Annotated in this window: 17 protein-coding genes; 7 read left to right on the forward strand and 10 right to left on the reverse strand. The window is 62.9% G+C overall.

Translation table 11 applies throughout. The annotated features are described in order from the left end of the window. Window positions 1–30: 30 nt before the first annotated feature. The 6 genes from ACYOEI_RS32420 to ACYOEI_RS32445 form a co-directional block, all read right to left on the reverse strand. Complete coding sequence (locus tag ACYOEI_RS32420) at window positions 31–2811, reverse strand: DUF3987 domain-containing protein (RefSeq protein WP_462854067.1); 2781 nt, start codon at window positions 2809–2811, stop codon at window positions 31–33. Beyond that, window positions 2808–3029: a hypothetical protein gene (locus tag ACYOEI_RS32425; protein ID WP_462854068.1), complete on the reverse strand. Its 222-nt coding sequence runs from the start codon at window positions 3027–3029 to the stop codon at window positions 2808–2810. Before ACYOEI_RS32425 ends, ACYOEI_RS32420 begins: the two co-directional genes overlap by 4 nt. Beyond that, the gene (locus tag ACYOEI_RS32430) at window positions 3029–3319 is read right to left on the reverse strand and encodes a hypothetical protein (protein ID WP_462854069.1); all 291 of its coding nucleotides are present in this window, start codon (window positions 3317–3319) and stop codon (window positions 3029–3031) included. The genes ACYOEI_RS32425 and ACYOEI_RS32430 overlap by 1 nt, the downstream gene beginning before the upstream one ends. Beyond that, window positions 3316–3639, reverse strand: a complete 324-nt coding sequence (locus ACYOEI_RS32435; RefSeq protein ID WP_462854070.1) for a hypothetical protein — start codon at window positions 3637–3639, stop codon at window positions 3316–3318. Before ACYOEI_RS32435 ends, ACYOEI_RS32430 begins: the two co-directional genes overlap by 4 nt. After that, window positions 3636–3977 (reverse strand): hypothetical protein, encoded by a 342-nt coding sequence (locus ACYOEI_RS32440; protein WP_462854071.1) that lies wholly within the window; start codon window positions 3975–3977, stop codon window positions 3636–3638. The genes ACYOEI_RS32435 and ACYOEI_RS32440 overlap by 4 nt, the downstream gene beginning before the upstream one ends. Before the next feature lie 83 nt (window positions 3978–4060). Beyond that, window positions 4061–4285 (reverse strand): hypothetical protein, encoded by a 225-nt coding sequence (locus ACYOEI_RS32445; RefSeq protein ID WP_462854072.1) that lies wholly within the window; start codon window positions 4283–4285, stop codon window positions 4061–4063. A 494-nt stretch (window positions 4286–4779) separates the two neighbouring features. Here ACYOEI_RS32445 and ACYOEI_RS32450 point away from each other — a divergent pair, with 494 nt between their 5' ends. Then, window positions 4780–5997 (forward strand): helix-turn-helix domain-containing protein, encoded by a 1218-nt coding sequence (locus ACYOEI_RS32450; RefSeq protein WP_462854074.1) that lies wholly within the window; start codon window positions 4780–4782, stop codon window positions 5995–5997. 86 nt (window positions 5998–6083) lie between these two features. Here the strand turns inward: ACYOEI_RS32450 and ACYOEI_RS32455 are convergent, their stop codons facing one another. Then, window positions 6084–6317: a hypothetical protein gene (locus tag ACYOEI_RS32455; RefSeq protein WP_462854075.1), complete on the reverse strand. Its 234-nt coding sequence runs from the start codon at window positions 6315–6317 to the stop codon at window positions 6084–6086. Window positions 6318–6736: 419 nt separating this feature from the next. On the opposite strand from ACYOEI_RS32455, the gene ACYOEI_RS32460 reads away from it, so the two are divergent. Continuing rightward, window positions 6737–7042 carry a hypothetical protein gene (locus ACYOEI_RS32460; protein ID WP_462854076.1) on the forward strand — a complete coding sequence of 102 codons (306 nt, stop codon included), beginning with the start codon at window positions 6737–6739 and terminating at the stop codon, window positions 7040–7042. A gap of 549 nt (window positions 7043–7591) precedes the next feature. On the opposite strand, the gene ACYOEI_RS32465 is transcribed toward ACYOEI_RS32460, so the two are convergent. From ACYOEI_RS32465 to ACYOEI_RS32475, 3 genes are all read right to left on the reverse strand, one after another. Further along, window positions 7592–8209 carry a hypothetical protein gene (locus ACYOEI_RS32465; RefSeq protein ID WP_462854077.1) on the reverse strand — a complete coding sequence of 206 codons (618 nt, stop codon included), beginning with the start codon at window positions 8207–8209 and terminating at the stop codon, window positions 7592–7594. Between the two features lie 101 nt (window positions 8210–8310). Further along, on the reverse strand, window positions 8311–8469 hold the full coding sequence (locus ACYOEI_RS32470) for a hypothetical protein (RefSeq protein WP_462854078.1): 159 nt from the start codon (window positions 8467–8469) through the stop codon (window positions 8311–8313). Between the two features lie 80 nt (window positions 8470–8549). Then, complete coding sequence (locus tag ACYOEI_RS32475) at window positions 8550–8927, reverse strand: hypothetical protein (RefSeq protein ID WP_462854079.1); 378 nt, start codon at window positions 8925–8927, stop codon at window positions 8550–8552. 219 nt (window positions 8928–9146) lie between these two features. Between ACYOEI_RS32475 and ACYOEI_RS32480 the strand changes: the two genes are divergently transcribed. From ACYOEI_RS32480 to ACYOEI_RS32500, 5 genes are all read left to right on the forward strand, one after another. Continuing rightward, a complete protein-coding gene (locus ACYOEI_RS32480) occupies window positions 9147–9323 on the forward strand; it encodes a YlcI/YnfO family protein (RefSeq protein ID WP_462854081.1) in 177 nt (58 codons plus the stop codon). A gap of 116 nt (window positions 9324–9439) precedes the next feature. Next, window positions 9440–9859 (forward strand): hypothetical protein, encoded by a 420-nt coding sequence (locus ACYOEI_RS32485; protein WP_462854082.1) that lies wholly within the window; start codon window positions 9440–9442, stop codon window positions 9857–9859. A 64-nt stretch (window positions 9860–9923) separates the two neighbouring features. After that, window positions 9924–10217 (forward strand): hypothetical protein, encoded by a 294-nt coding sequence (locus ACYOEI_RS32490; RefSeq protein ID WP_462854083.1) that lies wholly within the window; start codon window positions 9924–9926, stop codon window positions 10215–10217. Between the two features lie 737 nt (window positions 10218–10954). Then, window positions 10955–11227, forward strand: coding sequence for a hypothetical protein (locus tag ACYOEI_RS32495; protein ID WP_462854084.1), 273 nt, complete (start codon window positions 10955–10957; stop codon window positions 11225–11227). An 82-nt stretch (window positions 11228–11309) separates the two neighbouring features. Next, the gene (locus ACYOEI_RS32500) at window positions 11310–12236 is read left to right on the forward strand and encodes a hypothetical protein (protein WP_462854085.1); all 927 of its coding nucleotides are present in this window, start codon (window positions 11310–11312) and stop codon (window positions 12234–12236) included. Window positions 12237–12312 lie beyond the last annotated feature (76 nt).

Raw genomic sequence — 12312 nt, forward strand, 5'->3', positions numbered from 1 at the left:
GACTGGCCAGGAAGGCGTCGAGATACTTCATCAGCCCTCCCCGAAAGCGAGGGGGTTGATGTGGTAGATGACGCTACTCCGGCCCCCGGTCGGCCCGGGAGGAATCTCTTCTCGCTGGATCCACTCGTGCTCCTCGAGGATCGAGACGGCCCTCTCGACCTCGTCGGTCGACGACAGTCCCGACCAACCCTTCTGGACCACCTGCCTCACCGTGAAGGGGTTGGGGAGGCTGTTCGAGATCCGTTCCGCCAGGCGCTGGGCCGGCTCGACGTCGCCGTCGAAGGCGAGCTGATAGATCCGCTTCGCATGCTCCTCGAGATAGTCGCACCACGCCGCGGCTCGGCCGGCGGCATGGATCGAAACGTGTTCGTTGGTTGCCCCGCCCGCGAGGTCGATCAGGTGGAAGATCAGGGCGAGGGACGGCATGAGCGACCGGTACTTCGCCAGGTGGGATTCGGTCTGGGGGGTCTCGCGCCCCGATCGGAGCTTGTTGACCTCGAGGTCGGTCCGCCACTGGTTGAAGAAGTCCTGCGCGTCGGGGTCGAACCGCATGAACGGCGGCGCCTCGTCGTCGTCCGGGTCGGCCGTGGCCCCGATCGCCAGGGCGTCGAGCCCGTCGAGGTATTGGAAGACTTCGAAGGCCAGGTTCTTCGCCGCGGTGTCAGGCCAGTGGTCGACGTTCCTCCACTCCCCAGCTTCGTCGGGAAAGACGCCGAGCTGGAAACGCGAGACGAGGCCGTCGTCATTCGAGCCCGAGACGCCTTCCCTGATGCACCGGGCGATGGGGCCGGGTTGCGTCCCCCCGAAGACGGAGACAACGGCGGAGGGGATATAGACCGTCCCCCTCGCGATCCGGTCATAGGTGAACGACCCGTTGCCGTTCCAGGCCTCGATGTAGAAGGCACGGTCGGACTCGTGCCCTTGCTTCTCCATCGAACGCAGGAAGCCGAGTAGCTCGTCCCGGAAGACGAGGACGCCATTCGGGTTCGCCTTGAGGACCTCGCCGAGCTTCTCGACGGTCGTGTCATTCAGGATGTAACGGCGCTCCTTCGGCTCCTCGGCCGCGGCGGCCGCGAGGGTCTCCTCGGCGAGCCGCTGGAGGTTCTCCGCGGAGAAGTCCTTCGCCGCGGCCTTCTTCAACTTTGCCTTGGCGGCATCGGCCTGGGCCTGCCCCACGATCAGGTTGACCTGATGTTCCTTGATCCGAGCGGCATAGTCCTCCCTCGCCATTGCCTCCAACCGCCGGAGCGGCTTCATGGCCTCGTTGAGCGCGGGGGTCTTGAGGAGACCAGGACGACCGACGATCATCCCCCAGAGGTTCGGGACGACGGTCCAGTCGTCGTGCCGCTTGGGGCGGATCGCCACCTTGCGGCCGATGACGGTTGCCGCCGCGACCATCGAGGCGACCGCGACGAAATCGAGGGAGCAGCCCACCCGGTCCGATATGTCCCCGAGCCATGGGCGGAACGGCTTGGGGAGCAGCTCCAGGCGCATCGGCGGGACGGGCCGGAGATCCGTCCGGATCGGGCGGGGCGCTGAATTAAAGAAGTCCTGCCCCTGGGACCCTACAGAACCTACAAAACCCTCCTCAGGTTGCCCGTCCGCCCCCCACGACTGATGAGAGGGCTCCTCGTCTCCACCCTCGCCATTGGGCGGAGACGAGGAGCTCCCCCGGCCGTTCGAACCGCCCCCTCGGCCATTGCCGCTCGCCGTGTGCTCCCGGGGCGGTGGACCGTCGGCATGGTTTGTTGCAATGAAGGGACGCGACCAACCGACCAGCTTCGCGTCGTGGAAGAGGGTCCCCAGCTTGAGACCGCCGTCGCGGGAGAACGTCTGCCATTTCCGCTCGCAGGCGCCTTCGTCGAACTTCGCCCCCTGCGCCGACCAGTCCTCCCAGAGCGCGAGTCCCTCGGGACCCAGGGACGTCAAGCTCATGCCGATCTGGATCCAGGCGTCATACTCGTCGACGACGTGGCGGAGCGAACCGAGCGCGTCCCGGGCGAGCGTCGCGTCCTGCGAGCCGTCCCATTGACGGTTCGGCCCTCGAGCCTTGGCGCGTGGCTCGGGGCGCAAGGCCTCGGCCGGGATGACTTCCGCCGGTGTCCCGCCGGTCGCGAGGATCGCCGCAACGGCCTCATCCCCCTCGAGCCAACCGAGACCATCCCACACCCGCGAGTAGTGGTCGCGGGTGTGGTGACGACCCGGGAGCCGGAGCCAGTTCCCATAGCCACCGAGCTTGATGGCGAATTGCTTCGGGAAGGTCTCCGGTTGTCCCGATAGGCCCTGCGCTTGCCAGTCCCTCGTCAACCATCGCCCGAAGTTGAAGACCTTCGCCGTCGAGACGGGCCGGGCGAAGACGAGGAGGAGGTGATAGCCTCCCCGGCCATTGGAGTCCAAGAGGAGCGGCGAGAACCCGATCGACCGCGACGCAACGTACCAGGCGTGGGCTGCCTCCCATGTCGCGCCCGGATCCGTGGCGTCGTCGTGCCGGTCGATGTCGACAGCGATCCACCGCGACCAGCACGCGCCAACCTCTCCATCGCCACTCGCCTCGTCGCGAGCGGTCGAATGGAGCCCGATCACGTCTCCGGCGTGCGAGGCACGGAAGTGCCTCACGAGGACTTCTCGAGTCAGGCCGGACTTGTCGGTGTACGCCGACAAGTCCGGGTCCCGGCGATCCTCGGGCCTGATGTAATGGCCGAACGCATCCCTGCGATTGACCATGTGGGCCTCGACCCAGTCGGCCAGCTCGCCGGCACGTTCCATCCAACTTTGGGCGATGCTCTTCGTCCCGGCGCTGCTGACTGTCAATCGAGGATCCTCCGTTCAAAGCGAGGACGTCGCCCCTCGGCCAATGCGTCGCCGAGGGAGACGAGGAATCGATAGCCGACGCGGACCCGGCGGATCCGCCGGGCCGCGACGAGGCGGTAGAGTTGATAGGGAGTGATCCCGGCGAGCTCGGAGGCGACGCGCTGCAGCACGAGGCCCGTGCCGTCGCCGGGGATTGGATCGGGTGGGTTCCGAGCCATCACGAGCCCCCCGGATTGGAGGCCAAGACCGCGTCGAATTCCGGCCAGTCGCGTTGCATCGAGGCCTCCAACGTGATCCACCCGAATCCGGGGATGTGCTGCGCCTCCTCAGGCCTCTCGGCCTCGTGCATGAGTGACCACTCGTCCTCGCTCCAATGCTCGAGGATCGCCTTCATGCTGAAAGAGGTGAACTTGAACCCGACGAGGCGACGAGGCCTCGCGGATAGGGAATGCGCGGGGAGCACGCGGAGTCGAGGGCGACGTTTGCCGCGGCTGATGGCCATGTTCATCGAGCGCCCCTCCTCGTCATGTCCTCGGTGATGAGGTCAGACCAATCCGAGTCGCTCAGCCCGACCGGCTTGATCGAGACCACGACGACGACCGGCCCGGCCTTCATGACCCAGGGGTGGGCCAGTCGGAACCTGACACACTCCCTCAGGTCTCGTCTCCGCCATGCGAGCCGTGAGGCCACGCAGACGGAGAGGACGCGATAGCCGCCGCTGGGGTCGCGATAGAGTTGGCTCCAGAGCGCGGTGAGGTCGCGCCAGGAACCGGGCAACTCGAGGGAGGCCCCGTCGCCCCCCAGCGTTCGGAAGATGCGGTTGGTCACTCGGCACCTCCCTTCGCGAACGTCCTGTCGAAAAGATCCCCGATCTCCCCCTTGAATCCAGGTTTGAACACCCATCGAACCCCAACGAGGATGACGATCGGCCCTGCGGCGATCGGGTGAAGTCCCTCCGCCCAATCGCCGGGGCCACGCTCCCACTTTCCGCGGGCCACGGCCGCGACGGTGACCTGCAGGTGCATGTCGGGCCACATCTCGTAATGGACATGCTTCCCGACGAAGGGGAAACGGGCCTTCCGCCGAGGGACGACCATCGAGGCACCGTCCCCGCCGACTTGGGCGGGGATGAGGTGGCCGAACTTGACTCGTCTGCTATGATCCATGCGGGTCTGACTCCAAATGAGCCTGGGGTTTGAGACCAGAGGGCCGGGGACCGATGCCAGTCGGGACCCGGCCCGACGTTTTGTCAGGGCAACGGACGCCCGAACGGGTGGTAAAAGAAGAAGTCCGAGGAGTCCGGCCACTCGGCCGGATCCCTCTCGACGGCGCCGGCTGGGTTCGTCTCGTCGAGCCCGAGCTTGATGGCCAACTCCTCGGCTGACAGTGCCGAGGGGTCGCGTGAAGGCACCTTGGGGCGGGGCGTCCGCTCCCGTGGTGCAAGGATCCGGATCGGCGCGGTAGACTGAAACATGAGGCTTCTCCTTACGCGGGGGAACCTACTCAGGGCCGGGGGGTGGCAAGACCCTCGGCCCCTTTCCATGCGCGGACGTTGACCGGGTCCGTGCGAGCCGGATCGAACCGAAAACGGTTTGCTCTGAGCGAGAGATTAGGCGGGAACCGGCACCTTGATGCCACGGAACTCTGCCTCGCGATCGATCTCCGCGAAGGCGATCTTTAGCTGATCGAAAGCCTCGTCCGTGAGGCCGATCGATCCTCCCAGGTGGATGGTCGGAATCCGACGCGCTAGGATCAACGTCCGTGAGTCGCGAGGGTTCCGCCCCAACTCCGCCGAGGCTTGCGTCATGGTGCGAATGGGGACCTCCTTCCTTTCATGAGCTGAAGAATGTGTGCGGTCAAGCGAATATTACATTCTGATAACCGAACAGTCAATGCGTCGATTGAGATTCGGCGTGCGATCCGGCGTACGGGATGGACTTGCCGAATAATTCGTGCCAGAATCCGCAAATGAAATTCGCCGACAAACTCACAATGCTCTGCAACCAAAAGGAATGGAGCCAGCGACGGCTCGTCCCTGTCGTTGGTCGAAGCGCGAGCACGCTGAGCGCTTGGTTTAAGGGAACATCCCTGCCCGATATGTCAGACGCACTGAAGTTGGCGCAAGCGTTCGATGTGCCACTGGATTGGCTTGCCGACGACGAGAGGGAATTTCCCCCTCCCACTGACCTCCCAGACAAGGATTTTAGGGAAGACGAGGCTGCGATCGTCGACTTGTTCCACGCCCTACGTCTGACTAGGACCGAGGCATTACGGGCGCTAGCGTTGGAGGGCCAGCAGGGAAGCGAGCTCCTCCCTGAAATCATCCGCGGGCTGAATAAGGGTGGCGATGAAGCGAGGGACTTGGCTTTCGATATCATCGCTCTCGGGTGGCGTGATTTTGGTTACCACCATGCATTAAAAGGTGTGGATTTGACCGGCGAAGACGTCGACCGCTGGCAACGCTCAATGAATCGGGCTGAAGAAGGGAAGAGAGATAGATGGCGCTGGCGTCGACCCCCCATGCATGAGAGGCATCCGACCGAATCGTTGCGGACCAATCCGGTTACAGGCCGATCCGAGCGTATGACCCAGGAGGAGTGGGAGGAGGAGATTCGCGAGGCTCGTGAGGCGGAGGAGAAGCGAGCCAGGGGAGTGACTTCTCTAAGGCCCAGCGAGGAGCCTCAGCCGATCACCGTCCATCATGAGCCCATCCCCGACGAGGATTTGCGGGACGAGATCCATCGTGCACGGCTTCATGAAAAGGCCGAGAACGAACGGATGCAGAGGGAAGAAGGAGATTGGCCTGAATACGCCATGGGCGCCATGATCCATGTCGGCGCTACCCTCATCGTCAGGATCGACAGTAAGCCTTCGAAGATTGGCGAGTGCGATGGCGGCGAGTTTAGAAATCCTCTTGATCCATCTAACAGAATCCACCGCTTGTATGGTGGTGCCGAGATGTTTATCCCATCAGAGGATGATGCGGCAGCAGCCTTGCTTCGCACGAATCCGAAAAGACGTGAACTCGCGGCTCCGACGATTGGCCCGACTATCGTGGTACACTCTCGCGCGGTAATCGATTGGGGACGGCCAGGGTGGGCGTCATCCCGATTGACTGGCCCTGCGATCTACCAAGTCGTTTACAATCCGCCGGCGCAAAGCGATCGCAAACCCAAGAAGAAGTAACCCCGCCGAGGTCACTCAGAAACCCCTATAGGGGTTTCTGAGTTCTTGAGTGACCGGCGAGGGTTGGGCCTTGCTGACGATCAGCTTTAGTCCGCGACCTGGGTCATGACTTGGACGACGTGCTCGATCAGGATCCACTTGGCCGAGTCGTCATCGTTGAGGATGACGAGTTTCGACCCGCCCTTCCTGTAAGCGATCGCATCTCGGTTCGACACGACCACCTTGCTATAGTCAGTCAGGTAGATTTCGAACGGCAGGAACGGGCGCTGGTTGATGGTCCTGTAAAGATCGCTGGCTGTGATCGCGGTCTGCTCTGTCATCGGAACCTCCATCGTGTTGGACTCGGGGCGAGACACATTTCGCCCTACTAACCCGCCGGCACCGAAACGACATTTGGCCTGCAGACCACCCTTAATTGGGGTGGGCAATAACCTTCCCCTGGGTCTCGAGCGAGGGAAGGGCCGTTCCACCGGAGCGCAACTCACATGGCCACTGACCCGAGCAAGCCGAAGGGCTACCTCAATCGGCGCCTTGCCTGGTGTCAAATTGCGCTCGGTCTTGTCTACATCCCGGTTGCGATTGCGATCCTCGGACCAGGGAAGTCGGACGGCGCAGTGGTGGCAATTGGGATCCTCATGACTGTCATCGGGTTTCGTTGGCTCTACAGTTCCAAGCCAACCACTTGAAGCCTGATACGCGAGGCCGACCCATGCGGCTCCCCAGGCTACGGATCACCACCATGCGGCTCATGATCGTAGTGGCGATCGTGGCATTGGCCCTCGGCGTCACCGACCAGATTAGGATGCGAAACAGGGCCGCGGAGTACCGCAAATTGGCGGCTCTTTTCGCGAGCGAGGCCGACCAGTTGCGTGAGTGGGCAAATAAGGACGTGGCGAGGCGGCTCCACGCGCCGGGGGATGCAGTTGATGACCTCAACCTCATGGTTCTCAAAACAACCCGGGGGCTGATCCAAGCTCTTGAACAATCGAAGCGCCGCTATGAGTACGCCGCCGAGCATCCCCGTGAACCGCTCCGCAAAGACTAGACCTCGACGTCGAGCCGTGGCAAACCCGATATCAGCTCTCGCGCAGTATCGAAAATCCTAATAGTGATAGGTGTCGGACGTCCTCCTTGGGCCGACCTTTGGTTGAGGGTCTTGAATCAAGGAATGAGCCCCTATGCGAGTCCCCAAGATGACGGTCAGGCGACTCATGATTGCGACCGCGATCGTAGCCTTGTGCCTCGGGGTCGCCGACGAGTTGAGGATGCGTGCCAGGTCTGCAAGGGACCGTTCGTTTGCGGTCAAGTATGGCGAGCTGTTAGGTCGCTTCCGTGTGCTCCTCGCAGATCGCAAAGCGTCGTTGGCGACTGCACCTATGAACATGCAGGCTAGTCCCGGCGTTGAACTGATACAGGAGAGGATCGCGCAGTACGAGAACTTGAAGCGGGTTCACGAGTACCGCGCCGACCATCCTCGAGAGTCGTATCGCGGTCACTAGGACCTCTCCGGACAGTCGCGGCCGTCACCTGTCGGCGACAGCCGCTCCGGCCGACAAGAGCATAGGCGTCGCCTCAAAGACGACGCCTATGTTCGTCAGGCCCATGTCCCCGCCGGGGTCAGTTCGGGTTCCGGATCCGGGCATCCGTCCTCGAGCCAGGCATGGAAGTCGGAGACCTCGGGCTCGACGACGACCGCGCACCGACCGACGACGTTGTACAGCTCGTTGCGCGTGGGCGAGTGCTCAGCCCACCACTGTCGATCGGACTGGGACGGGATGAACAGCCGAGGGGCCGCGACCGGCTTGACGACGGAGAGGCTGGGGGTGAGCTCCTCGATGGTGGGCTTGGCCACCTCGACCACTCGGGGCTTGAGCGGGGGAGCCGCCGGCCGGTCTCGAAGCGTCCGCCGGAGCTCGTCGGTTGCCGCCTTGCGGGCGACCACGTCGCACTCGGCAAGCGAGGCCTCGGGACACGATCGGGCATACTCGGCCCGCGCCCGGTTCTGACACCCGGTAACCCGCCTCGACTCCTCGGCGGTCAGGCCCGCGCCTTCGACAGTCGGCAGGTCGCGCTGATCGATCGGGGTCGCTCGGACGACCTCGGCCAGCGACAGGGGGATGTCGGGGAGCAGCCCGGCCCCGAAATGAAGCTCGGACCTGGGGGAGATACGTCTCGGCTTGACGGGCGCACGGCGAACGGCGAGCATGGCCATCGGACTGGCTCCTTAGACTCTTGACGGGGTTCACTGGGCTTTCCACCAGGGCCGTCTCCCGTTGGCGCGGGGGGCGGCCCACTCCACTTCGAACAGACCGCTCAGGCGGCCCGGCGACGTCGTCGGTAGCGGCGGGGGATCGAGGCGACCCGGACGGGCTCGTGCCCGACGAGCCGGCCGCACCAGCGCGGCAACTCGATCGATACGGATAGGCGGACGATCGGTAGCAACGCGGCGACGATTGGCACGACGTGGGACACGGCTGGGGTCCTTAGATTAAGTTTAGGCTAGGCAAAGATTGGATTTCGGGCTACGCAGAGGACGGCGGCAGAGGCCCTCATCACCCGGCCTTGCGGTCGCTGATCGCGACCCGCATGGCCGACTGCTTCACCGACCGGATCCGGCCGACGACGGCCTCCAGGACCTCGCCCTTCGAGCGGTGCGTCATCCCGACGAGCCCGATCGCCTGCGCCCCCTCCAGGACCTCGGCCTTGGGAAGGGCCGCCAGCTTGACGCCGAAGGCCACGATCGCCTCGAAGGTCACCAGATCGGTCGCGGCGTTGTCCTGGAGGCTGACGGCCTCAGCCTCGATCGTGGGCTTTGCGGCCAGGTTGGCAGCCATGATCGTCTCGAAGGCGTCCTGGGTAGCATCCTTGACGCTGGCCAGATAGGCGGTGTCGTGGGTCAGGAGGACAGCGGAGAGGGTGGCGGTCGTCATCGGTCGGATCCTTTGGGCTTGGGTTCGTTCCTCGTCTCGACAGGGATATAGTATCCGCAGATTGCGGACATATCAATAGGGTAGAGCGGATTTTTTGCGGATACTTTATGGCTTGACCGTCCGCATGTTATCCCGTACACTCACTGCGGATGTTTCTGGTACAGACCCTCCCCGCAAGGTACGCTGGTAGCGGATACTTTGCGGAACGGAGGGGCCTAAATGGGGCGTAAGAAGGTGAGGACTGAAGACAAGATCGATATCCGCTTGCGAGTGGACGAAGACCTCCACAACCGGATTCAGGCGGCGGCGGATCAGGAGGGGAATTCGGTCGCGGCGTTCATCCGCTCTGCTGTCGTGAAGGAGTTGAAGCGACGAGAGAAGGAAGCGTCCGAGTAATCCATCCCCAGGTCACTCTCGTTCCCAGAGGCGAATGACGCGGCCCCGACCACCCCGGCCGGGGCCGCTCTCCTCTCGACCCGGGTCCTCTGCCGCGATCAGAGTCGGAGGGAACCATGCGTCAGATCCGGTTCCGCATCGGTCTCCGCACGGTCATGATACTGGTCATGTTCTCGGCCCTCTTGAGCTGGGTCGGCGTCCGAGTCGTGCCCTGGGCGTTGCAGATGCGGGAGAGGTCGGCGATATACGGCGCCTTGGCGGACGCCCTCCGAAACCAACCGCAGATAGACCTGCAGATCGCTGATGAGGTCGAGGCCAGGGCCCGAAAGTTCCTGGAGTGGGCCAAGCCCGAGGATACGGCCGCCCAGCAGCAAGGGGCCATCGAGTTGGCATGGGCAGCCCATTATCGGAAGATGGCCGAGTACCACGCGGCGTTGGAGCGATGGTACAGGCGAGCGGCGGCCCGCCCCTGGGAGACCATTCCACCGATGCCGGAGGAGCCGGAGCCGGAGCTTCCCAGTGTCAGCTCGCGTTGATGCGGAGTGATTGAACCCAGCGAGAGCGGCCTCATCCGTTCTCCCTCCGACGAGGAGCCTCCCCGTGGACGACGTGGCGCTCGGCCGACTGATGAATCGGAATGCGGTCCTCTTCGCCGTCTACGCGCTCGCGGACCGTCAGGGGCTCCTGTGCTCAGCCACGAACCGGAAGATCGCCGAGGCCTCGGGCCGCTCGCTGGGGATCGTCGGCTATACCCTTCTGAAGCTGGAGCGGGAGGGGATCATCAGGTCACTCGGCCGGTGCCATGGCCTACGCCGGCGCGTGATCGTGCTGATGGACCATCGCGAGGCGGGGCGGCTGGTCTGGCGACTGTCAGGTACAGCCCCATCCCGATGACTGATCCATCCTTCCTATGAATGAGAGTTTTTACAAACGAACAATTGTATTGATAACGCATTATTCCGACTCTTGCGCCACGCCCCAGCAGGATGTTAAACATAGCAATGAACAGGATGGCCGCCCAAGCCAGCCACCTGTACTTGCCCCTCCCCAGCACGACGACTGCGACTGAGGCTACCACAGAGACGCCCATCTGGGCGTAAGCAAGCCGGTTCACAATGCGGACCGCCCACATTGCTTCGGCGAGCGATCCGGTATCCACGTACTCAGTGCCGATGAGAATTGTGGCGATTGGGCAGGCTACGAGAGCTGTTGACAAGAGCAGCCAGGGTAGCCATCCCCATAGGCCGGCTCTCTCCGTTGCCAAAGGCAATCGCAGACCTTGTAGGACCAGGATGCTCACCACCGAAGTCGCTAATGCCGCGGACACGACGATGGGGAGAAGTGCGAATGCGGATGCCAAGCCTGCGATCGCAGCCATGATGCCACCCAGGCTCGGCGGCGATGTGCGGGCCCGCGATAAGACGACTCTCGAGGACATGACTCTCTCGTTCAAAATTGGCCAGGGGAACGGCATCGGATCCAACACCTCGGCTCGCCGCGTGCGAGCCCTGCAGCCACTCGGATCCTATGTGAGCAATTTCCCGAGGCGTTGTCGATTGAGCGCTCCACGCCCGCGATCCGATAGAGGGCAATGGACAATCCTTATCCCGACCGTCCTGGAGGTCAACGGAATGGCCATCGACAAGCGCCCGCCCCGCCTCGACGCTGGCCATACGATCCCATCGCCTCGAGGTCGTCGTCCGGACGAAGCCTCGACCTACGGCGTGTTGCAGCCGGCAGCGCCGATCGACTTCGACCGCCTGGGCAGAGACCTGTCCGCGCAGGGGAGGTTCATCGACGACCCGGAGCGGATCCTGGCGGAGTTGGACGAGGGGATTGCTCAGTGCTCAACGAGCGCGGACGGTGACCCCTTTGAGCCCACCCGGTACATTAGGGCGGAGTAACGGATCACGCGAGTCCCGACCAAGGCGCGGTTCTCGGCCTCGATCCGCCAAGGGCGAACGGCCAAGTTATCTGAGGGAATTCATGAAGCGGCCTATCTCGATTGCGGGTTTGTGCGTTGTCGGGGCTTTGATAGCCGTTCCTCTCGGTTGCATTGTCACCTGCGGGCTCCTCCTGCTGAACTTCGCGGGACCGAGCCCGGACAGCGTCCTGGCAAATGCCCAGCCAATCTGCGAGCCGATCATCGTCGCCCTGACCGAATTCCACCGAAAGCACGGACGTTACCCCCGAGAACTCGCGGCCCTCGTGAAAGAGGGCTTTCTTTCCGAGTTGCCCGAATTGCCACCCCATTGGGGGACGTCATCGAGATACGGACCAACCTACGACGTAAACGAATCACTCGACTTTTATCGCTTATGCTATGGCTACGTCGTCGAGGGTGGGATAGGGCCAGGTGACGGTTTCACACGATCTTTCGTCTCGGATGAACCGGAAGGATGGTCAAATGACCGCTCAGAGAGCATGGAGGACCTGGTTGCCGGTCGTTTGCTAGCAATCTACCGGGAACGGCATGACGGGAAATCGCTTGGGCTCTTTATGAGTGATGTTATCGGCAATTCTGATTGCTATTACCTATACCGTAGTCGGGTAATCGGCTGGCTTGGCGAGGGAGACAAAATCGACTTGCCGGCCGGATTGTCCGGGGCAGTCGAGAAGGGCTATGTCTATCAGGCTGAAGACGACCCGGGTCGTCGCTATTGCTTTGTCTACAAGGACCAGTGGCTACCGGTTTCCAAGAGTTATCTTTCTTCCGAGGAAAAGTCGAAGTGTCCCCCGGAAGATGGAAGTTACAATTCGACATCCGTCGATAAAAACTATCCGGTCCTCGACAAGTTATTCCTAATTCAACATTCCGACGGCGACCCGATTTGGACAATCATACGTGAGTGTCCCGCATCCCCAAGGGAAAAGCCTTCCGGCCGCCACGCAATCCTGCCAAGCGAGAAATAAGCGAACTCGCACAGGTCTCCACAACCACAAGAAGCCGGACGGCTACCCGGCGCCGTGGACCTTCTCGATATGCCGT

It is taken from the genome of Singulisphaera rosea (assembly GCF_054877945.1).